General features: G+C 38.3%; 17 protein-coding genes and 2 pseudogenes. 9 read left to right on the forward strand and 10 right to left on the reverse strand.

Annotated elements, in window-relative coordinates; translation table 11 throughout:
- From QT74_RS06825 to QT74_RS06840, 3 genes are all read left to right on the forward strand, one after another.
- Positions 1-1,981, forward strand: a 1,981-nt coding sequence (locus QT74_RS06825) for an Eco57I restriction-modification methylase domain-containing protein (protein WP_033765630.1), incomplete at its 5' end; no start/stop codon positions are given.
- Between the two features lie 795 nt (positions 1,982-2,776).
- Entirely contained in the window at positions 2,777-3,214 is a 438-nt protein-coding gene (locus QT74_RS06835) for a Panacea domain-containing protein (RefSeq protein ID WP_033765631.1), read from the forward strand.
- On the forward strand, positions 3,204-3,995 hold the full coding sequence (locus tag QT74_RS06840) for a hypothetical protein (protein ID WP_033765633.1): 792 nt from the start codon (positions 3,204-3,206) through the stop codon (positions 3,993-3,995). Before QT74_RS06835 ends, QT74_RS06840 begins: the two co-directional genes overlap by 11 nt.
- A gap of 227 nt (positions 3,996-4,222) precedes the next feature.
- On the opposite strand, the gene nusA is transcribed toward QT74_RS06840, so the two are convergent.
- The 6 genes from nusA to plsY form a co-directional block, all read right to left on the reverse strand.
- The gene (gene nusA / locus QT74_RS06845; RefSeq protein WP_033765635.1) at positions 4,223-5,410 is read right to left on the reverse strand and encodes a transcription termination factor NusA; all 1,188 of its coding nucleotides are present in this window, start codon (positions 5,408-5,410) and stop codon (positions 4,223-4,225) included.
- 91 nt (positions 5,411-5,501) lie between these two features.
- A complete protein-coding gene (gene selA, locus QT74_RS06850) occupies positions 5,502-6,680 on the reverse strand; it encodes an L-seryl-tRNA(Sec) selenium transferase (protein ID WP_033765637.1) in 1,179 nt (392 codons plus the stop codon).
- A 213-nt stretch (positions 6,681-6,893) separates the two neighbouring features.
- Complete coding sequence (locus QT74_RS06855; RefSeq protein WP_033765658.1) at positions 6,894-9,530, reverse strand: TonB-dependent receptor; 2,637 nt, start codon at positions 9,528-9,530, stop codon at positions 6,894-6,896.
- Positions 9,531-9,683: 153 nt separating this feature from the next.
- Complete coding sequence (locus tag QT74_RS06860) at positions 9,684-10,010, reverse strand: iron-regulated outer membrane protein FrpB4 (RefSeq protein WP_033765639.1); 327 nt, start codon at positions 10,008-10,010, stop codon at positions 9,684-9,686.
- Positions 9,994-10,347, reverse strand: a complete 354-nt coding sequence (locus QT74_RS06865) for a FolB domain-containing protein (protein WP_033602039.1) — start codon at positions 10,345-10,347, stop codon at positions 9,994-9,996. Before QT74_RS06865 ends, QT74_RS06860 begins: the two co-directional genes overlap by 17 nt.
- The gene (gene plsY / locus QT74_RS06870; protein ID WP_021435328.1) at positions 10,344-11,006 is read right to left on the reverse strand and encodes a glycerol-3-phosphate 1-O-acyltransferase PlsY; all 663 of its coding nucleotides are present in this window, start codon (positions 11,004-11,006) and stop codon (positions 10,344-10,346) included. Before plsY ends, QT74_RS06865 begins: the two co-directional genes overlap by 4 nt.
- Before the next feature lie 105 nt (positions 11,007-11,111).
- Between plsY and ccoG the strand changes: the two genes are divergently transcribed.
- Entirely contained in the window at positions 11,112-12,482 is a 1,371-nt protein-coding gene (ccoG, locus tag QT74_RS06875; RefSeq protein WP_033765641.1) for a cytochrome c oxidase accessory protein CcoG, read from the forward strand.
- A gap of 9 nt (positions 12,483-12,491) precedes the next feature.
- On the opposite strand, the gene QT74_RS06880 is transcribed toward ccoG, so the two are convergent.
- The gene (locus QT74_RS06880; RefSeq protein WP_033765642.1) at positions 12,492-13,691 is read right to left on the reverse strand and encodes a saccharopine dehydrogenase family protein; all 1,200 of its coding nucleotides are present in this window, start codon (positions 13,689-13,691) and stop codon (positions 12,492-12,494) included.
- 85 nt (positions 13,692-13,776) lie between these two features.
- Here QT74_RS06880 and gltS point away from each other — a divergent pair, with 85 nt between their 5' ends.
- From gltS to QT74_RS06900, 4 genes are read left to right on the forward strand one after another with little or no spacing between them, the layout of a single operon-like run.
- On the forward strand, positions 13,777-15,003 hold the full coding sequence (gene gltS / locus QT74_RS06885; protein ID WP_033765644.1) for a sodium/glutamate symporter: 1,227 nt from the start codon (positions 13,777-13,779) through the stop codon (positions 15,001-15,003).
- On the forward strand, positions 15,000-16,034 hold the full coding sequence (locus QT74_RS06890; protein ID WP_033765647.1) for a dihydrofolate reductase family protein: 1,035 nt from the start codon (positions 15,000-15,002) through the stop codon (positions 16,032-16,034). The genes gltS and QT74_RS06890 overlap by 4 nt, the downstream gene beginning before the upstream one ends.
- Positions 16,016-16,732, forward strand: a complete 717-nt coding sequence (locus QT74_RS06895) for a tRNA1(Val) (adenine(37)-N6)-methyltransferase (RefSeq protein ID WP_033765648.1) — start codon at positions 16,016-16,018, stop codon at positions 16,730-16,732. Before QT74_RS06890 ends, QT74_RS06895 begins: the two co-directional genes overlap by 19 nt.
- Positions 16,733-16,758: 26 nt before the next feature.
- On the forward strand, positions 16,759-19,110 hold the full coding sequence (locus tag QT74_RS06900; RefSeq protein ID WP_033765650.1) for a heavy metal translocating P-type ATPase: 2,352 nt from the start codon (positions 16,759-16,761) through the stop codon (positions 19,108-19,110).
- Here the strand turns inward: QT74_RS06900 and QT74_RS06905 are convergent.
- Complete coding sequence (locus tag QT74_RS06905; RefSeq protein WP_000338876.1) at positions 19,107-19,544, reverse strand: CopD family copper resistance protein; 438 nt, start codon at positions 19,542-19,544, stop codon at positions 19,107-19,109. The two genes, QT74_RS06900 and QT74_RS06905, sit on opposite strands and share 4 nt — an antisense overlap.
- A 181-nt stretch (positions 19,545-19,725) precedes the next feature.
- Here QT74_RS06905 and QT74_RS06910 point away from each other — a divergent pair, with 181 nt between their 5' ends.
- Positions 19,726-20,889, forward strand: a complete 1,164-nt coding sequence (locus QT74_RS06910) for an outer membrane protein (RefSeq protein WP_195742348.1) — start codon at positions 19,726-19,728, stop codon at positions 20,887-20,889.
- A gap of 46 nt (positions 20,890-20,935) precedes the next feature.
- Here QT74_RS06910 and QT74_RS06915 read toward each other — a convergent pair.
- Positions 20,936-22,547 (reverse strand): annotated as a pseudogene (locus QT74_RS06915) (AlwI family type II restriction endonuclease).
- Between the two features lie 5 nt (positions 22,548-22,552).
- Positions 22,553-22,757 (reverse strand): annotated as a pseudogene (locus QT74_RS06920) (DNA adenine methylase); the annotation flags it as partial.

Below are 22,757 nucleotides of genomic sequence, written 5' to 3' on the forward strand. Positions count from 1 at the left end.
TCTTAAAAAAGACATCATTGAAAACTGCCTTTTTGGCGTGGATATTAACCCCAACTCTTGCGAAATCACCAAGCTCAGGCTATGGATAGAGCTTTTAAAATACAGCTATTATATTTTTGAAAAGGGCAAGAACACTAACGCGCTTGAAACCCTCCCCAACATTGACATTAACATCAAGTGCGCTAACAGCTTGATCTCACGCTTTAATTTGAATGACGATCTCAAAAAGATCCCCAATATCAAGCAAAAAATCCAAGAATATAAAGATCTAGTCGCCCAATACAAAGACCCAAACCCTCTCTATCCCTTAAATAAGCAAGATCTTATCAACAAAATCCAAGACTTAAAAAACACTTTTTCCCTCACGCTCAAAGACCCTAAAACCAAAGCAGAGCTTGAAAAGGCTATTGAAAAACACATCAAAAAATACAATTTCTTTGCCCTAGACGATAAGAGTTTGCTAGATGGGTTAAATTACTTTATCCCAAGCCTTTTTGGCACGCTCAAACTAAGCCCTAAAGAAGAGGAAGAGGCTTTTGCTTCTTATGGGCGCATTAGAGCTTTAAGGAAAAAGCTTGATGATGCCTTAAGTGGTAGAGAGTATCAAAATGCGTTTGAATGGTGCTTTGAATTTCCTGAAGTTTTAAATGATGAGGGGGGATTTTTAGGCTTTGATTGCATCATTGGGAATCCGCCTTATATCCGCCAAGAACAAATCAAAGACTTAAAGCCTTTATTAGAAAAGCAATACCAAGATTTCTACAACAGCACCGCTGACATTTACACCTACTTTTTTGCCCTATCTTACCACCTTTTAAAAGAAAAGGGGTTTAACGCTTTCATCACTTCCAACAAATACGCGCGAGCCAAATACGGCGCTAAATTAAGAGAATTGCTGCTCAAAAAAACCACCCTTGTCAGCTACATGGAATTAAACGCCTTAAAAGTCTTTGAGAGCGCTGCAGTGGATACCAGTATTATGAGTTTCATCAAACAAGAGCCACCTAAAGATAAAGAAAGCAGTTTTAAGTATTATGAACCCACCCCAGACGATAAAAACGATTTGAAAAGCGCTCGCACTTTTTCCATGAGGCAAAACGCGCTTTCAACAGAAAGCTTTATTTTTGCCGACTCCACGCTTTTAGACTTAAGGGACAAAATGGAGAGTGTCGGCACCCCGCTCAAAGATTGGGATATTCAAATCAATTACGGGATAAAAACCGGCGCTAACGAAGCCTTTATCATTCCCACTGAAAAAAGAGACGCAATCTTAAACGCTTGCAAGACGCAAGAAGAAAGGGAGCGCACAGAGAGGCTCATCAAGCCTATTTTAAGAGGGAAAGACATTAAAAGATATTCTTATGAGTGGGCGCATTTGTGGGTTATAGCGACATTTCCAAGTCTTAAGCTTGATATTGATGATTACCCCTCTCTCAAAACTTATCTTTCACAATTCCGCCCTAGAATTGACCAAAGCGATGAAAAAGATTGTAGGAAAAAGACCAATAATCAGTGGTTTGAAACTCAGGATACTATTGCTTATCATGGCGATTTTGAAAAAGAGAAAATTGTGTATCCTTGTATTATGGCTAAAGAGCCTTGTTTTGTTTATGAAGAAAAAGGATTTTATGCTCCAGCACCTGCAAATATCATTACAGGCGATAAGATAGAAATAAAATACATCACAGCTTTACTAAACTCTAAATGCATTTATTTTGCTATGCGTAAGTTTTATATGGGAGGAGGTATTGAGGGCGAGTTAAAAACAAATAATTTAGAAAAAATACCCATTCCCCAAATCACCGAAAAAAACCAAAAATTAGCCGATAAAATCACCGATGGCGCGGAAGCAATCCTAGCGCTAAAAGAAAAAGACCCTAAAGCCAACACCCAAAAGTTAGAAAAAGAAATTGACGCTTTAGTCTATCGGCTCTACCACCTCACCGATGAAGAAATTAAGATCATTGAAAACGGGCAGTGAAAAGCTGATTTCCACTTAAGGATAACCCCCTAATTTAGGGGGCAACTCTTTTTAAGAATTAGCGTTTAATCACTAGATCAAACTTTAAACCTAAAAAACTGATTTTTAGGTATAATTCTCTCCAAGAGTGTTTACTACGATGATTTTTCATAGTAAGCTCCTAAAAGTGGATTTTACCCCCTAATCTCTAGCGAAAAACTAGGGGGTGAGCGTTATTTTATCCTAATCTTAAAAAAACGATTTTTATAAAAGCTTTAAATCACTAATTTAAAATCATATTAAAAAACTTCACAAGAAATAAAAAGCGCTTTACCTTAAAGGAAACCCCTTAAATAGGGGAAACCTTTGGCTTAATGGGTTTTTTTAACAACGATTTTAACCCTATACTTAAAAAAAGGTATTTTTAAGTATAATACAACCAAAGGCTTTTTACCATGTTTTTTGGACATAGTAATCCTTTGAAGGTAATTTACCCCCTAATCTCTAGCGAAAAACTAGGGGGTGAGCGTTATTTTATCCTAATCTTAAAAAAACGATTTTTATAAAAGCTGCAAACCACTCATTTAAAGTCGCATTAAAAAACTTTTCTTCCAAATTTTTGAAATTCCATTAAATATTTGTTCAATACCGCAAATTTTTAACTTAAAGCCTGTTTTTAGAGCTTAAGTTATTGGCCTTACTTTTTTCTTGAAAAATATCTTTATAAATAAAGAGATTAAAATCATTGAAGAAGAAATGGTTAGAAAAGTTAACAATATTTAGTTAAAATTAGCAAAAACTGACTAGGAGGTAATAATGGTCAATACTTTGGAACTAGCAAAATATATTCTTAAGCATTCAAACAAAGAATTGAGTAACTTAGAATTGCAAAAAACTTTGTATTTCACAGAGCTTGACTATATCAAAAAGTTTGACAAACACCTAGTTTCTGATGATTTTGAAGCTTGGAAATACGGGCCTGTTGCAAGGGAAGTGTATTATGAATACCGCAATTATGGTGCCAATTCTATTGACAAACCCAAAGAAGAATCGCTCTCACAAAATCTTAGAAAAGATGAACTTGAAACCATCAACCACTCCATAGAAAAATGCAGCAAAAAATCCTATTGGGACTTAGTGAAAGAGAGTCATAAAGAAAATGGCGCTTGGCATAAAAGCTTCAAAGAAGATAGAAAAGAAATCATTAGTAAAGATTTGATCAGACAAGAAGCCAAACAAACAAATGGAAACTAAAGAAGAAGATAAAGATAAAAAGCTAGAAGAGATTATTGTATCGCTGTGTGAAAAGGGGGATTTGTCTAGCCAAACAGATCAAATCATCAAAGATCTCAAAGAAATCTATCAAGGAGAATACAGGCATAAATACTCAAAAATTACAACTATTATTTTAAATTCCACAAGGGATAGAGAGCAAGCCTTTATGACGCTCACACAAAATATAAGGACACTCAAAGAGATTCAAGATAATAAAGAAGTTGAAAGCATTAAACCAAAACTAGAAAAGCTTTATGATCACATGAATTTAGAGTGTATCAGACTGCAAGATTTTGATGAGAAAATGAGTAGAGTTAAAGATGTTTCTAATAAGCTAGAAGATGATCTAAATAAAAACTATAAAAAATTAAGCGAAGAATTGAATAAGCAACAAACGCAATACATAACCATTTTAGGTATTTTTGCCTCTATTGTTTTAACATTTGTTGCGGGATTGGCGTTTTCCACTTCTGTTTTATCAAATATTGACAAAGCGAACGCCTATCGTTTGGTTTTTGTTATGGCTTTTATAGCTTTATTTTTTGGGAATATTTTGTATCTGCTTTTTTCTTTTTTATCAAAAATATCCTTATCAGAAGAGAAAAAAGATAAACAAGAAAATTTAGAGAAAAAAGATAAACAAGAAAATTTTTTCAAAAAACCTATTTTTTGGTTTAATCTGATGGTTACAATCCTATTTATGATTGGTTTTGTGGGAGAATTGCATATAATACAAAGATTAGTTTCTAAATATCCTTAAATTCAATCCAACCCATTTTTTGCGTCCATTCTAATAAAATTTGATGCAAATTTTTCTTAATTGAGTGTTTTTTGCAATTTTGAAAATCTCAATACTCATTGAAAAACCTGAATTATTTCTTTCAAATTTAGCCTTAAGAAATCCAATCACGCGCTTATTGAACACCGCAAGCCTTTTAGCTTAAATTCCTTTTGATTAAGGACTCAATAAGTTCCACAGAAATCATTTCAATTCTTAAACAAAGACTCTAAAGCTTCTACCCCTACTTTTTGCGTTTCTTTTTCGTTTTCATTTTCTGCGTTTTCTTTGACGCTAGGAATGGTTTCAAACTCTATGTGATAGCCTGTAAGCATGGACGCTAAGCACACATTCACCCCGCCTTTACCGATAGCCTTAGATTTTTCAATGTCTAACAAACGCACTTTAGCCTTTTGCAAATGGTTATTGACAATAAAGCGCTCTTGAATGGATTCTTTTTCTTCGGTGCTTAATTCTTCTATGGGGATTTTTTTAATTTCAACGCTTAAAATTTTAGCAGGAGCGAGCGCTAAAGTGATATAAATTTCAGGCACATTAGAATACTCTATGCAATCAATATTTTCTTTATTCAATTCATTGCTTATTGCATTAATGCGCACGCCCTTAACCCCCACAGCCGCGCCTATGGGATCAATCCTAGCGTTATTAGAAAAAAAGCTCACTTTCGCCCTGTTACCTGGGATTCGCGCGCAATGGATGATTTCAATTTCTTTATCTTTAATCTCAGGGACTTCCAATTCCAACAAAGCTTCAAGCATTTTAGGGGTGGTGCGGCTAAGCTCTAATAGTAAGCCTTTTTTCGTGCGCTTGACTTGCGTTAAAACCGCCTTAATGCTATCGCCTATTTTAAAACTCTCGCCCTTGATGCGATGGCGCATGGAAAGAACGCCTTGAAATTGCTGCTCAATTTCAATAAAAGTGTTTTGATGGTTATCCACTAAAATCACTTGCCCCATTAAAACGCTGTTAAGACGCTTTTGGAACGCTTCAAAATGGCTGTCTTCTAACGCTTTTTCTAACTGGTATTGCAAATCTTTAAAAAGGCGGTTGATCGCTCCTTGTTTCATGCTCTCTAAACTCAAGCTATAAGACAACTCGTCTTTAATCTTAACGCTCGGATCCATTTCTTTGGCTTTGGACAGGCTAATGTATTTAGAAGGGTCGTTAACCAATCTTTCATCATCATCTTCTAAAACTTCCACCAACTGGATAAGCTGGAGCTGCTTGTTTTCTTCAATCACTAAGTAGCGCGCTAGGGGGTCTAACTCGTTTTGCGCCATTTTTAACAAACAGCCTTGAATGACTTTTGAAATCATCTCTTTAGGCAAATTTTTTTCATACGCAATGCATTCTATAAGGTCGCTGATCTTTTCCATTTCTTAAGTTCCTTTAAATTGATTTTCTATCGTTCTCTATCGTTTTATGGGGGAGTGGCGCGTTTAAGAGAAATTTTATTATAGCGAATTTTTAAGCCTTATTAAGGATTTCTTCTAAAATGAGAGCGATTTTTTTTAAATCTTTCTCATTCAAGCTAAAGACTTCAAGGCACACAAATTCGCATGAAATTCTTGAAATAACGCCTTTTTGAAAAAGCCTTAAATAAAGTTTCTCACAATCTAAAATCTGGGTGTTTTTAGGCTGGATCTTCACGCAAAAGGATTCTAACTCTGTATGAGACAAATTCCCTATTTTAGAAAAACTAGAGGCTATGCTCACATTTAATGTTAAAGGCTTTAAAAGGGCGTAGAGTTTGAGAGCTTTTTGCAACAATGCGTCTTTAGTTTGGCGGAGTAATTCATAAATTTTAACCTCTTCTTTATGGTTTACCCATGCTTTTAGGCTGTGAAAAAGCAAAGTGAGCGTGATTTTATCCGCTCTCAAAGCTCTATAAAGGGGGTGGTTTTTTAGGTTTTCAATTAATTCTTTTTGCCCCATAATAATGCCGGCTTGAACGCCATTAAAGAGTTTATCTGCACTAAAACTTAAAAGCGATGGTTTTAGGGCTAAAATTTCTTCCAAAGCCGTTTTATTGGATAGATCCACATCCCCTAAATTGTAATAATCTATCAAACCATGCTCTTTAGCTAGGGCTTGCAAATCTTTAAAAGGCGTGTCTTTTTTAAAAAGGGGGTTATGGATTTTAAGCAGCATTTTACTCTTTTCATTCAAGGCTAAGCGGTAATCCCTTAAATAAGCGCGGTTGGTATTCCCCACCAAATGCAGCCTAGCCCCACTGCTTAACAAAATGTCTTTAAGGTTAAAATGCCCCCCCATGCCCACTAATTCGCCATAAGAAACAATGATTTCTTGTTGCAAGGCTAAAGCGTTAGCGGTGAGGAATAAAGTGCTAGTGTTGTTATTGACGATCAAAATTTCTTCAGCGTCAAAACACACCTTAAAAAGCTTTTTTAAGGGGGTCAAGCGGTTCTTTTTTTTAGCGGTGTTGAGATCGCATTCTAAATCAATAGGGTGGGTTAAGATTTCTTTTAAATGAGGTTCAATCCTTTCATAAAATTGGGAGCTAAAAAACGATCGCCCATGATTTTCATCAAAAACGCTCGCGCTCGCATTGATGATTTTTTGGTAAGGGTTTTTAAAAAGATCGGGAGTTATTTCGGGCGTTTCTTTAGTTGCGATGTTAGCCATGATGAAAGCGCGTTTATTTTTCCTTTTTGAGTTAATCAAGCGTGATTTTAATCCAAACTCGCTAAATTTTTGATAAAACTACTTTTTTAAAATCCTTAAAAGCGTTTTAATGAGTCTGTTGAGCGAGCGGAATTTTTTCCATAAGGTTTGGTAATTTTTATAAGGTTTTTTCATGTTCAACATTCAAAAAGAAATCCTAAGATTTCTTTCATTTTAGAATTGATAGGACACTTCAAAGCGCGCATTAAACCCAGGGGCCGGTAGCGCCATGCGCTTGCCTTTAGGGATCATATCGCTTGCTGGAGCGTCCGCGCTCGCTTGAAACACAGAAGTTTGATCCACATATTGCTTGTTTAAGATATTGTTGAACACGGCTGAAATCCTTAACCCCTGCCATTTTTTATAAGGCGGAGTCCAGTTGATAAAGATATTATGCACGCCATAGCCGGGTTTATGGATTTTGATCAAGCCGTATTGCGGGTAATAGATAGAATAGCCCTCATAATACATGTTAGTTACAAAGCGCGAGAGCCAAGTCAAAGTAAGCCCCCACCTGCGAACATCATAATCGGCTTTTAAAATAAACACATTCCCGGTCGTTGCAGCTAAAGCGTAAGTATCGGCTAATAAATGCCCTCTAGCTGTCGGCCAAGAGCGAGCCACTGAGAAAGTCCCTAAGAAATTCTTATACCTCACATTCCCTGAAACTTCATAACCATAGATATTAATGGTTTCGGGTAAATTCCCTGACATGTTTTTTGCCGTCGCATTGCCCCCACCATTTTTAGAAGTGTCTTGCCCATAACTATTGATGAAGTTATTGATCACTTGATAGAACGCTGCCCCGCGCACATTGAAATACTTGCTGTTGTAATCCACATTAAATTCCACATTTTGACCGATCGCAGGGCGTAAATTCCTTTGATAAATCACCGTGGGATCGCGCATCAAAACGCCATCGCCCGGTAAAGCCCCCTTAGTTACATACGCATAGCTCACTTTCAAGCCGATGCTTTCAATGGGGTTATAAAGCACGGTTGCAGAAGGGGAAAAGCCAGAAGTTACATGCGTGCGGCCGTTTTTATCTAGCAAGGTGTAAATATCATAACGAGTTCCCGCGCCCACGATCACATTGCTTAGAATATTGTAGTTGGCTTGCATAAACCCACCGATGATATTACCGATCGCATGCGAATTTTGGGGCATGTTACGATAGAGCGGGTTAGGCGTGTTCAAATTTTGGGGGTATTGGGAGCTTTGATCGGTGTAGTAGTGGCGATAAGGCAAGCCCAAGCCATTAGGGTCGTTAGGATCAATATTGTTTTTATAATAGCCGTTTTTTCCCTTATCCAGGCCAGAGAAAACGCTCAAATTTTGATAAATCACGCCGTATTCAAACACATTCCCATAATCTTCGCTAATGGGGTGGGTGAATTTAAGATTAACGCCTGAGTTGATTAAAAAAATCCTTCTCGCTAAAGTCCCCTCAGCGTCCGCATTCCCTAAAGTCCAATCGTTGGCAGTAGGGTTTTGAGCGTTAGGGGGGGTCATGTCATAATCAGGGTTTTTAGGCACAAGCCCATGATAGACATTCGCGCTTGCAGAAAGCATGCTAGCATTAAGTTGCCCGTATCCTGCTTGCGCCCCTCCACTAGAATCGCTAGTCCCTTGCCAATGGATAGAGTTAGGCGCGCCATAGCCTATTTGATAGCCTCCATTATAAGACCTGATAGCCCCTTGCGTGCATTGGCTGATATTGTCGGGGTTGTTGCACCAATCCTTAACTTCAGGGATGTAATCCGGGTTGGCTGGCTCATTAGAATTATAAGCGAAAGGATTCACCACAGGGGTGTAATTCCCTCCCCTTACCCCTAAAAAGGCGGTGGATTCAATGCGCGGCTGGTTAAAATTAGGCCCGCCTTCATGCTTGTATTTCAAGCTCAAATTGTGGTTGAAGTTGATCGTGTGGGATAATTCTTTCCCAAAGTCAATCACAAAAGGCGCTGGCTGGCTCCCTGGATCGTTGGCTTTAGAAAGAGCTGAGGTGGTGTTAGGGCGTAAAAGCCTTGTAGAATTGTCTCGTGTGAGGTTGTAGCTCACGCTAATGCTATCGGTTTCGTTGATATAGCCATTGATTTTAGCTAAAACGCTATTGGTTTCACTAGGAGTCCCTACGCTCATATCGCTATTGCTCGGGTCTTGCAAGTCAAAATTAGGGTGGAAGAGATTCCTAAAAGCGTTGTTCCCGTCTCTATAGTAGAAAATATTTTGGTGGTTGTAATACGCAAGAATGTCCCAATTTTTCCCCCGATAGGCTGCAGTGGCGTTCATGCGGTATCCAAAGTTAGTGTAAAAGGCTCCTTCTGCTTTAGCCCCATAAGTTTGATTCTTCCTTAAAAAGTCGTTAGCGTCAATCGTAGTGAAAGACAATTTACCCGCCACTGCGCCCGGGCCCACTGAAGCGTTCGCCGCCCCTTTAATCACTTCCACTTCTTTGATCATGTTAGGATCGATCACGGTGTTAGCGTCATGGTGGAAAATATTACCATTTTGAGCGACGCCATCAATCGTTACCCTTAAAAGACGGCTTTCAATCCCCCTAACATAGATTTTTTGTGCCATCAAGCCCCCACTAGCCACATTCACATCGGCCCTAGTCCTAAAAATATCACGGATTTGGTTGCTTTGGCGTTGCTGGAGTTCTTTTCTGTCAATATACATTTTATTGTTATATTCAAAAGTCCTTTCACCCTTGGTGGTTACCTTACCCAAAGTATGTTCTTCCTTAGCTTGCAAACTGCTAGCGACAATACAAGAGACAAACACAATACGAAATTGATTTCTAAGCATTTCTTTTGGCCTTTTCATTTACTTTTTTCTAAAAATTTAGTCAAGTTTTAAACCTAAGGTTATTATTACATTATTCTATTTAATAATACCTTAAATTTGTTTTAGGATTAAGAAAAAATGAAGAAAAATATGATTAAAAAACGCTTTAGCATTTTACTGAGCGGCCGAATCAATCATTACTCGTGAAGAAGCGCTGCTAATGCCCCTTAAAAAAGTTTGAGAAGACACATTGATTTCAGCGTTTTGGCGGAAAATATCGCTTGGCTGGTTGCTTTGGCGTTCTTCTAAATCGTGGCGTTTGATAATGATCGTATTCCCCCATTGAAAGGGTCTATAAGATTGCTTTTTTTTGATGACAAAATGGGGTTTTAAATCCAAAAATTGCGTGTAACTTGGGAAATATAAAGGCTCTAGTAAGGGGTTTATGGGGTGCGCTTTTAGAATGATAATGAGAAAAAAGAGGTTAAGGATAATCTTCATAGCTAATTCTCACGCTCGCCCCCACCTGAGAATTTTTAGAAACCTCTAACTTGTTGATCTTTAAAAAAAGCTCAGTGATCTCATTATAGCGTGTTTTTAAGATATGGCTCAAATCTTTAAGGGCGTCTTCAATGAGGAAGTATTGTTTTTTTTGCATCGTGTTTTGAATGATTTCTTGGATTTCCATATAATCTAAATAAGCCTTGTTGGGTAATTCTGCGTAGAAAAGATCCAAATTTACGCTTATTTTTTGAGGTTTTAGGCGTTCAAACTCCAAAATCCCTAAAATCGTTTCAAACACCAAATGATGGATATGAACGGCTTGCTTGATTTTCATAAGACTTTCTTTTCTTTACCAGCGAGCAAGTTAAAAATATTGCCCGCATGCTTGATAAGGGTAAAAATAAAGATTAACACCATTGGCGTTTGCGTGCCGACTTCTTTAAGGATATTGACGCTATCTGGGATATGCATATAAGGGATAAAAAAGATAAGAATTGTCGCTGTGCCTACCCCTAGAATGCTAGCGAGCGAAGAGATTTTAAGCACCTTACCCACAAAAAACCACACCATTAAACCGATCAAGCTTTCAATAGGGATAAGCAACACCACAGAACCCATGATCGTAGAAACGCCCTTGCCTCCATTGAAATTCAAAAAAGGCGAATAACAATGCCCTAAAATGCTTGCGATAGCGACCATCCATTGCAAGCTATACTCTAGCCCAAACAATTTGCTTAAAAAAACAGCGAACATGCCTTTGAAGAGATCCAAAATTAAGACTAATAGCGCCATTTGCTTAGCGTTACTCACGCCCCTACTTTGCAAAGCGCGCAAGACATTCGTCGCACCAATGCCCCCCGATCCGATCTTAGTAATATCCATGCCGTAAAAGATTTTCATTAACGCATAGCCAAAGGGAATCCCCCCAATAAGATAGCCCAAAAGGGTGAAAATAATATTAATATTGGTTAGGAAGTTTAAAACGCTTTCCATAAAATACCCCTTCAAATAAAATAGCTGTCATTATAACATGTTGCTTTTTAAGTGAAAACGTTAAGTTGTTAGGGTATAGTGGATTAAAAATTTTAGGATATGAGAATGCTTGAATCTTCTAGCCATTTTTTAAAATCGTTTCGTTTGAAGCGTTATATAGGGTTTGTATTGATTTCTTTAGCGCTATTAATCACGCCCTTTATCCGCATTGATGGGGCGCATTTGTTTTTGATTTCTTTTGAGCATAAACAATTGCATTTTTTAGGCAAGATCTTTAGCGCTGAAGAATTGCAAATTTTGCCTTTTATGGTCATTTTGCTTTTTATAGGGATTTTTTTCATCACCACTAGCCTTGGGCGTGTGTGGTGCGGGTGGGCTTGCCCGCAAACCTTTTTAAGGGTGCTTTATAGAGATGTGATTGAAACCAAGATTTTCAAACTCCATAAAAAGATCAGCAACAAGCAGGAAAGCCCTAAAAACACCCCAAGCTATAAGATCCGTAAAGTATTGAGCGTTTTGTTGTTCGCTCCTATTGTGGCGGGGCTTATGATGTTGTTTTTCTTTTATTTCATCGCCCCTGAAGATTTTTTTTCCTATCTTAAAAACCCTAGCGAGCACCCTGTCGCTATGGGTTTTTGGCTTTTTAGCGCGGCTGTGGTGTTGTTTGATATAGTGGTGGTTGCGGAGCGTTTTTGCATCTATTTATGCCCTTATGCTAGGGTGCAATCGGTGTTGTATGACAATGATACCTTAAACCCCATTTATGATGAAAAGCGCGGCGGAGCGCTTTATGATAATCAAGGCCATCTCTACCCTCTATCCCCTAAAAAGCGCAGCGCGGAAAATGAATGCGTGAATTGTTTGCATTGCGTGCAGGTTTGTCCTACGCATATTGATATTAGAAAGGGCTTGCAATTAGAATGCATCAATTGTTTGGAATGCGTGGATGCATGCACCATCACCATGGCTAAATACAACCGCCCTTCACTCATCCAATGGTCTTCAACCAACGCCACAAACACGCGCCAAAAAGTGCGGTTAGTGCGTTTAAAAACGATCGCTTACATGGGGGTTATCGCTATTGTTATCGCGCTTTTAGTCATCACTTCGTTTAAAAAAGAACGCATGCTTTTAGACATTAACCGCAACAGCAATTTGTATGAATTGCGATCTAGCGGGTATGTGGATAACGATTATGTGTTTTTATTCCACAACACGGACAATAAAGATCATGAGTTTTATTTCAAAATTTTAGGGCAAAAGGACATTAAAATCAAAAAACCTTTAACCCCCATCATGGTTAAAGCCGGGCAAAAGATCAAGGTGGTAGTGATTTTAAGAAAGCCTTTAAAAAGTGCAGAACAAAAACGCGCTAAAGACACTTTAACCCCCATCACAATACAAGCTTACAGCACAGACGATAAGAATATTATGGTAGAAAGAGAATCGGTATTTATCGCGCCTAGTGAAGATTGAAGCCTAAAATTAGCGCTCAATCACTTCATAAGGCAAGCCTTGTTTAGTCAATTCTTCCATGAAAGGATCGGTGTTTAATTCTTCTACGTTAAACACGCCGGCTTTAAAATGCTCCACGCTCCAAGTGTCGTTGCAAATCATTTTAGCTGCACACATCGCTGGCACGCCGGTGGTGTAGCTTATGGCTTGAGAACCCACTTCTTCATAACATTTTTTATGATCGCACACGTTGTAAATGTAGAGCGTTTTGTCTTGGTTGTTTTTAATGCCGGTCATGTAGCACCCGATGTTGGTTTTACCGGTGGTGTCTTTGGCTAGAGTGGCCGGATCAGGAAGCAGGGTTTTTAAAAATTGTATCGGCACGATTTTTACGCCTTGATGCTCTATTTCTTTAATGCCTAGCATGCCGACATTTTCCAAGCATTTCATGTGGGTTAAATAATTTTGAGAGAAAGTCATAAAAAACCTCGCCCTCCTTAAACCTTTAATGTTTTTGACTAACGATTCCAATTCTTCATGGTATAAAAGATACGAATCCATTTCGCCAATCTGCGGGTAAGCCCACACCTGCTTGATTTCTAAAGGCTTTGTTTCAATCCATTTACCATTTTCATAATAACGCCCTTTAGAGCTGACTTCTCTCAAATTGATTTCAGGGTTAAAATTCGTCGCAAAAGGGCGTTTGTGATCCCCAGCGTTGCAATCTAAAATATCTAAAGTGTGGATAGTGTCAAAATGGTGTTTTTGAGCGTGAGCGACATAAGCGTTAGTAACGCCTGGATCAAACCCAGCCCCTAAAATCCCTAAAATCCTTGCTTCTTTATAGGCTCTATCAAACGCCCATTGCTCTTTGTATTCAAACTTCGCTAAATCCGGGTGCTCGTAATTGGCGGTATCAATGTAATGCGTTTTAGTCTCTAAACATGCTTGCATGATGGTTAAATCCTGATAGGGTAAAGCCACATTGATAACGACTTTAGGCTTGTATTTTTGGATTAAAGCGACTAAGGCTTGCGTATCATCTGCATCCACTTGCTCAACGCTGATTTCCCCCAAACCCTTTTTGAGCATGCTTTCTTTAATCGCATAGCATTTGTCTAAGCTCCTGCTCGCTAAAATGATATTTTTAAACACATCCCTGTTCATGCCCATTTTGTGCACTACCACACTGCCTACGCCACCAGCTCCAATTTGTAATACTGTATGCAAGGAACACCTACTTTCTAACTAATCTCGTTCTTTTAGGGGGGTATTATATTATAATAAGATAAATTTGATTAATAAGGATGCAGGCTTGCAAGAAATTAAGTTGGATATTTATGCCACTTTGGTGTGCATGGTTTTGGTGCTGCTTTTGGGGCGTTATGTGATTTCTAAAGTCAAGTTTTTACGCGATTATGATATTCCAGAGCCTGTTGTGGGTGGGGTTTTAGTCGCTTTTTTTATCATGTTAGCGCGTCAGTTTTACAATTTTGGCTTGCAATTTGATTCTTCTTTAAAAGATCCTTTAATGCTGACTTTTTTTATCACCATTGGTTTGAGCGCGGATTTCAAATCTTTACAAAAAGGCGGGAAAATGCTTGCGGTCTTTTTGCTGGCTGTGGCGGGGTTTGTGGTGTGTCAAAATATGGTGGGGATTTCTATCGCTAGCCTTTTAGGGGTCAATCCTTTAATGGGGCTTTTAGGGGGATCGATCGCTTTAGTGGGAGGGCATGGCACTAGCGCGGCATGGGCTAATTTTTTCACCCAAGCGCCTTATAATTTTAGCTCTAGCTTAGAAGTGGGCATGGCGTGCGCGACTTTTGGCTTGGTGAGCGGGGGGATTATTGGAGGGCCTGTCGCTAAATATTTGATCTCAAAATACAAACTAGAGCCTAAAGACACTAAAGAAAAAGACACTTTAGAGGGCGTAGTGTCTAAAGGCTTTGAAACCCCTAAAGAGCAGCGCTTAATCACTGCATCCAGTTTTGTAGAAACTTTAGCTTTAATTGCGATCGCTTTATTAGTGGGGACTTTTTTATCGCACTTGATGCCTAAAAGCTTCACCTTGCCGACTTTTGTGTGGTGCTTGTTTGTAGGGGTTATTTTAAGAAACACCTTGTCGTTTTTTAAAATCCATAGCGTGTTTGACAGAGAGGTTTCAGTCATAGGGAACGTGAGTTTGAGTCTGTTTTTAGCCTACGCTTTAATGAGCGTGAATTTATTGGAATTGTTAAAACTCGCTGTGCCGTTAGCGGTTATTTTGAGCGTTCAAGTGGTGGTTATGATCCTTTATGTGGTGCTTGTAACCTTTAGGGTATGCGGGAAGGATTATGATGCGGCGGTGTTGTGCGCGGGGCATTGCGGTTTTGGGCTTGGAGCGACCCCAACGGCTATGGTGAATATGCAAACCATCACCAACCATTACGGGCCATCGCATGTAGCGTTTATCGTCGTGCCTTTAGTGGGAGCGTTTTTTGTTGATATTATTAACGCTCTAGCGATTAAAGGCTTTTTGCTCTTGCCTTTTTTCCCGTCATGAGACTTTATGAGAGTTTATTAGAAATGTGCTTGAATAAGGCATGGGAGTATCAAACCCTAGCCTTAGAAAACCCGAGCGTGGCTTGCATGGTGCTAGATAAACACCATGAGATCTTGAGTTTAGAAACCCACAAAAAAGCCAAAACCCCGCATGCAGAAGTCTTAGCCGCTAAATCAGTGTTAAAGATTTTACGCCCCCATTTAAAAAACGATTTAGAAAAATTAGAAGACCCTAAAACTTTAAGCGATTTTTTAAAAAAACACCACGATAACGCTTTTAAAGACTGCGTTTTTTTAATCACCTTAGAGCCATGCAATTCTTATGGCAAAACCCCGGCTTGTAGCGAATTGTTAGAAATTTTAAAGCCTAAAAGAGTGGTCATTGCCACAGAAGAAAACGAAGCTAAAAAAGGGGGTTTAGCAAGGCTACAAAAGGCTTGTATTGAAACAATAATTTGTCGCAATTTAGAAAACAAGGCTAAAGACTTGCTCTTGCCTTTTAGGGTAATGGAACAAAAGGGGCGTTTCAATTTGTTCAAACTCGCTTTAAGAATGAATGGGGATTATTACCATGGCAAGATCACCGGGCAAAAAAGCGTTATTTTTACGCACAACCAGCGAGCGGTATGCGACACTCTCATCATTTCTGGGAAAACCATAAGAACGGACAACCCCTTATTAGACGCTCGCTTTTGCGACAGCTTTTATCACAATAAAAACCCCAATATCGCTATTTTATCTAAGCGCTCAATTAATCCTAATTCAAAAGTTTTTTTTGCGCCCAATCGTTTGGTTAATATTTTCAACAACCCTAAAGATTTACCCCTAGAGAAAGGGTTTAATTTCATTGAAGGGGGGTGGGGATTGTTTGAGAGCTTGAGGGACAAAATAGATGTATTGCTTTTGCATTCGCATGCGTCTATGATTAGCGAAGCGTTTAATACGCTCGCTTTAAAAACCCCTTTTAAGGGGCGGTTGTTGCATGTGCAAATCTTAGAAAATGAAGCCCTTTTATGGATAGAAAACTCTTAAGATTATACCAGCCCTTAAACGCTTATTCTTACAATAGCGATTCGCTTTTTTTATACGATTTTTCACGCCCTTTTATCAAAAATAGCGGCGCGATTTTAGACATAGGCTCAGGGTGTGGGATCTTGGGCTTGCTTTGTGCTAGAGACAACCAGCTAGCGAGCGTTCATTTAGTGGAAAAGGATAACAAAATGGCGTTTTGCTCCCAAAAAAACGCCCTTAAATTCCCTAACGCTCAAGTGTTTGAAAGCGATTTTTTAGATTTCAACCCCCCGATTTTGTATGATGCGATCGTGTGCAACCCTCCTTTTTATGCCTTAGGCTCTATCAAATCTAAAAACAAAGGGCATGCGAGGCACCAGAGCGAATTAGACTTCGCTTCTTTAGTGGCTAAAGTGAAAAAATGCCTGAAACCTAAAGGGTATTTTATTTTTTGCTATGAAGCCTTGTCGCTTTGCTTGGTGGTAGAGGGTTTAAAAAGCGCTAAACTCACGCTAGAAACTTTAAGGTTTGTCCAAAGTTTTAAAGACAAAAACGCCCATTTGATGCTTGGAGCGGCTAGGAATAATTCCAAAAGCGCTCTAAAAGTTTTGCCCCCTTTAATCACGCACAATTCCAAAAACCAAAGCGACAACACCAAAGAAGTTTTAAGCATCTATCAAATTTGTAACACTTATTCTATCAAAGCGCTTTTAAATTAGCGCCTCATCAATTAAGGATTAAAAAAATGAAATGTTCGCATTGCCAGTTGGAGTTTAAAGAAAGTGAGCTTTTTAAAGAAGTGATCCATCATAAGGAATTGCATTTTTGCTGCACGGGGTGCGCTAGGGTGTATGCGTTATTGTTAGATTTGAATTTAGAGAGCTTTTATGACAAATTAAACGATTCCACTTTAGCCCCCGTAACGCCCCAAGATTCAATGAACGCTTTGGAATTAGAACAAGCCCTTGAAGAAAACAATAAGGGCGAATTAATCCTTAATCTTTTGCTAGAAAAAACGCATTGTAACGCTTGCTTGTGGCTCAATCAAAAGGTTTTAGAGCGCTTAAAGGGGGTTAAAAAAGTGAGCGTGAATTTCACCACCCACCATTTACAAATCGTGTTTGACAAGTCCTTAAACCCTAAAGAGATTATTCAAAAAATTGAGAGTTTGGGCTATGGGGCTAAAATTTATAACGCAAAAAATTACGCTCTAAAAGCCCAAAAAGAGCAACGCTCCTATTTGCTCACTTTAAGCGTGGGGTTTTTTGCCACTATGAATTTGATGTTTATTGCCATTGCCAAATACGCGAGTTATGGTGGTGCGAGTTATGGCACTGGCATGGATAAACTCATGCAAAGGAATTTGGATCTCGTATCGCTCTTTTTAAGCTTGTTGGTGCTAGTGGTGGTGGGGCGTTTTTTCATTAAGGGGGCGTTTTATGGGCTAAAAAATGGCGTTTTGGGCATGGATTTGAGCGTGTCTTTTGGGGCGTTATCGGCGTTTGCTTATTCCCTTTATGCCATGTTGGTGTCTCAAGAAACTTACTTTGAAGCGAGCAGCACGATTTTAACGCTTGTTTTTGGCTCTAAGTTTTTGGAATTAAAAGCCAGGCTGTTTGCGAATGAAAAATGCCTGGCCCTAGAATCGCATGAAATCCACAGCGTGATTATTGTAGAAAAGGACAAGCAGATAGAAAAACACCCTAAAGATGTGGCGATAGGCTCTGTTGTTTGGGTGCCAAGCGGGGCTAAAATCGCACTAGATGGCGTGCTTTTAAATAACGCGAGCGTGGATGCGTCTTTGATCAGCGGGGAGTTTAAGCCTTTGGAATTGGGGGTTAATGATCCAATTTTAGGGGGTTATGTGAATGTGGGCGTGCCTTTTAGCTATCAAGTGAGCGCTGATTTTCAAAACTCACGCCTTTCTAGTTTGTTAGAAACTTTAAAAAAGAGTTTTTTAGAAAAGCCCTTAATTGAGAGCAGTGCGAATCAAATTGCGGATATTTTTTCTAAAGCGGTGTTGTTTTTAGCCTTTGTGAGCTTTTTGTTATGGCAATTTGGTTTGGGGGGTGATTTTGAAAAAGCCTTAATGGTGTGTATTAGCGTGTTAGTCATCAGCTGCCCTTGCGCATTCGCCTTGGCTACGCCCATTGCATTAGTGATAGGGGTATTTAAAAACCCTTTGATCGTGTTTAAAGAAGCGTTGTTTTTAGAAACTCTGGCTAAAGTGAAAAAAATCTTTATAGACAAAACCGGCACGCTCACGCAAAAAGAAGTCCTTTTAAAAGAAAAAATCATTTATAAAGAATTTGATGAAAGGCTTTTAAAAAGCCTTTTAAAAACCAGGGAACATTTAGCCCATAATGCGATTCTTAAAACTCTAAATAGCGATGAGGTTAATTTAGAAAAGATAGAGTTTTTCGCTCATGGCTTAAAAGCGAATTATCAAAACGAAACTTTGCTAGTGGGGAGTTTGAAATTTTTAAACGCTATGGGGGTTAATATAAAGACTAAAGAGAGCGCTAATATCATGGTAGGCTTTGCGAAAAATAAGACTTTGTGCGCGTTATTCATTTTAGAAGAGCGTTTGAAAGCTAACGCTAAAGAAGTCATTCAGGCTTTACAAAATAAAGGTTTAGAATTAGAAATTTTAAGCGGGGATAATGAAAGCTCGGTTAAAGAGTGCGCGAAAAAATTAGGGATTTCTAAATATCATGCCCATTTGACCCCTGAAGATAAGGCTCAAATCGTCAGCTCTTATCAGGGCGTGTGCGCGATGGTAGGCGATGGCAATAATGACGCGCTAGCCTTAAAACAAGCGAGCGTTTCTTTAGGGTTTGAAAAAAGCGCTTTGAGTAAAAGCGCATGCGATATTTTGCTTTTAGAAGAGGATTTGAGTTTGTTAGAAAAAGCGTTTGATAACGCTCAAAAAGTCTATCAAGTGGTGTTGCAAAACATTGTTTTGAGCTTGATTTATAACGCTGTTTTAATCCCGGTCGCTATGCTAGGATACATCAACCCTTTAATAGCGAGTTTGAGCATGAGTGGTAGCTCGCTCTTGGTGGTTTTAAATTCTTTGAGATTGAAACGCTCTTAAACAAACCACATCGTTTTGGCTAAAATGGCGATTAAAAAGCCAAAAGTTAGAGCGATAGGGTGGATATATTTACCAATAGGGTTTTTCTTACCCAAAAACTTACACGATAAAGAAAAAAGCACTAAAAGAAAAATGCTTAACGCTAAGATCACTTTAAGCATGAGTATCTTTTGAAAAGGGGTTTCACACCAGCCTTTATCGCCCCCCATGTATTGACTAAGCATCATGCCCCCTGTTAAAACAAGCCCTAAAACGCATAAGGGCATGATTTTGATCGCTCTTTGAGTGATTCCTGTATTCGCTTTATTGGCAAACTCTTCGCCAAACATTTTCTTCACATTAGGGAAAATTACCCCATCAAAAAACAAGTAGCCAATAAAAATGATGGCGCACAATAAATGAACAACCAACACATAAGGATAAATCGCATCCATTTAAAATCCTTTATTCATGGGAAAATTAAAGAGTTTTTAATCTACTATAAAAGGGTTTTATTGTCAAGTATCCCACTATTATGGGAATTTTAGGGGTGGTTTTTGTTTGACTTTTAAGATTGCAATTAGCTATAATAAAATAATTAAAAAAGTAACACTTAAGCGGAGACCCTAGAGAGTGATGCTCAATTTTATGACAAAGAAGAAAAATAGAATGCAAGATTGCAAAATGGTTTGTAAAAATTTTAATCGTAAGGAATCTGTTTTGATAGCTCAATCTTTAGATATTTCTAAAAAAGGCTCGGTAATTTTAGGCGCTCTTTTGAGTTTGTTATGGCTGACAAACCCCTTAAATGCCCATGAAAAGAATGGCGCGTTTGTGGGGATTAGCTTGGAAGTGGGTAGGGCTGATCAAAAGACCAACGCATATAAAAACGGCGAGTTGTTTCAAGTGCCTTTTGGCGATGTTTCGGCTAATGATGATGGCAAAGTTCCTGACGGGCAGACCGGTGGCTGTCAGCCAGCTTCAGGGACGCCAGGAACGCCAGGCTATACTAAAGCTAATTGTGTGGTCAATTGGACTTCTCGCACCATGCTAAGCACCAATAAAAACATTCCTGGCCGTAACCAGCCGATGTATGGGCTAGGCGTGATGACAGGCTATAAGCATTTTGTCGGTAAAAAAAGGTGGTTTGGGTTGCGTTATTACGGCTTTTTTGATTATGGGCATACCAATTTCTCTAACTCCAGGGCCGCTAACGCTATATCGCCTTTTTATTTGAGCGATCAAAAAGCGGACATGTATACTTATGGTTTTGGCACAGACATGCTTTTTAACATTATAGATAAGCCTAAAGCCACGGCCGGGTTTTTTCTAGGCGTGAATTTTGCGGGTAACACTTGGACTAATAATCGTGTGGGGTATTTTAAGGATGGGTATGTTTATGGCGTCAATACGGACGCTGACGCTTACATGACTAACGCTGATGGCACAATCACTTGCGGGGACACGACGCCGGCGAGTTGTGATGTGGGGATTAACCCTAATAGCGTCTATACCACAGGAAAATTAAACGCTAAGGTGAATCACACGATTTTCCAATTTTTAGTGAATGTGGGCATTAGGACTAATATTTTTGAACACCATGGCATTGAGTTTGGTATCAAAATCCCCACGCTCCCTAACCACTTTTTCAAAGGCTCTACTACTATAAGAGCGAAAAAACAAGGCCCGCTAGAGAATGGCCAACCGACCACTATCACCGGAGCAGAAACCAATTTCAGCTTGACCCAAACCTTACGCCGTCAGTATTCTATGTATTTGCGCTATGTTTATACTTTTTAAGCTTGGTAGGGTTTTAGGCAAGGATTAGATATGAAAGCTTGATGTTTTAAGCTTTCAAATCGTCATTGATCTGTAACCATTCTGCACTATTTTCTACTTTTTTGATAAAATCATTAATAGCATAACAATATATATTAATATTGTCTTTGAAATGGGCAAATCCCGCATATTCTTTGGCATCATCATGGATATTTGGAGCTACAAAAACACTAAATTTTTCTCTAATATCAGTGCTATTTTTAATCAATTCTTTTAAATGTCTGGCAATAGGTATCATTTCCAAGGTGCTTTGACTTCTATCTCTAATCAAGCTCACTTCTATATAACTTTGGGCTTTTGTGTCCATGGCTATAATATCAGGTTTGTTACCGCTTGCTGTGTATACGGGCAAGCCTTCATCATCGCTTTTATAATTGGGTATCACGCTTAAATTTTCAAAATGTTGTTTCAAGAAAATAGCGCTTAAAAATTCCAAGCGTAAAGGTTTATCAATGAGTCTTAAAAAACTATCTTTTGATTCTTGCTTGTTACAAGTAATGAGTAATTCTTGCTTGATAAAATCTTTAGTATAAGTGGTTGCTAGTTCGTTCAATTTGCTTGATTTAACGCTCTCATTAGCGCTGATTGGAGTAACACTAACAAGAAAGCTATCCACGATCGCCATGTAGTTAAAAAAAGCGAGTTTGTTAGCTTGAGTGTCGTTTAAATAATCCCCTTTAAAAGCCTTATGGGTTTGTAAAATGTAATCTATTTTATTATTTTCATTAGTATTAATATCAATAAACCTACCATTACCACGCAATGAAATAAGTCCTGTAATACGCATTTTTCTAATGTATTCATCAACGGCTTCGTTAGTGATTTGGCTTATTTTAAATCGTATTTTATTGGTGCTTTCTAAAAGTTTTAGGCATTTTTCATAGATAAATTCATCTGAGTAACTGAATTCTGTCTTATTGATAGCAACAATTTCTTGTCTTAAACGAATAATGTAGCCATAAAGCCCATTGGCGTTATCATCTTTCCAACAAAGTAAAATAGGGATTTCTTTGACAGATAGGGGAGTTAGATGGGCAGAGTCGTTTTAAAAGCGAGAGTAATAGTTTGAAAGGGTTGTTATGGTTTAAGTTCTTTTTATAAGGGTTTCCTACTTCATATTTAGACAGAGCGTTTAAAAATATAGCCCCAACTACGCTTTCATCAACGCTTTCTTTAAAAGCATCGTTTTCTTTATCATAATAAGCAAGAATAAGCATCTTAGTGCTATCGCTGATGAGTACTTTCTCATATTTTGCATAGTAGCAAAAACTAAACTCACACATAAGCTTATACCAAGTGTCAAACCGACTTTCCCATCCATGCTCAAAGCCCATTTCTTTATGCTGTTGTGGGGATATTTCTATAATGCGTTCTAACTCTTCATCGCTAAAGACATATTCATTGGAGTCAAATTTTTCTTTCAATTCTTTATTTTGATTGATAGAAGTAGGTCTATAAAGCCTATGAGCCAAAACGGATTTGACAATTTGCATGATTGTTGAAGATTTAAGGATTTGATTTTCAAACTTTCCTAAAACAGCTAAAAATTGTCCTATTCTTTTAGGGTTTCGCATGGTGGTTGAAAAGCTTAAAATTTTTCGTGCCGGTTTTTTAGTCATAATAATTACCTATAATTAGTTACAAAGATTTCTTGACTATATTCTTTAATAGTGTTGTCATTATAACTGATATAATTACTTTTGATATTAAAAATATAATATTTTTTAGCCCATTCCTTTAAAATAAAATTAGTCTCTCCCTTGTGATAAATAAGATTAGTTATACCAAATAAAACTCCCTTTTTATCTAGGCTATCTAAAACATCATAT

Origin of the sequence: Helicobacter pylori SA213A (assembly GCF_000476275.1) — a bacterium.
In the GTDB taxonomy this organism is placed as follows: domain Bacteria; phylum Campylobacterota; class Campylobacteria; order Campylobacterales; family Helicobacteraceae; genus Helicobacter; species Helicobacter pylori_CL.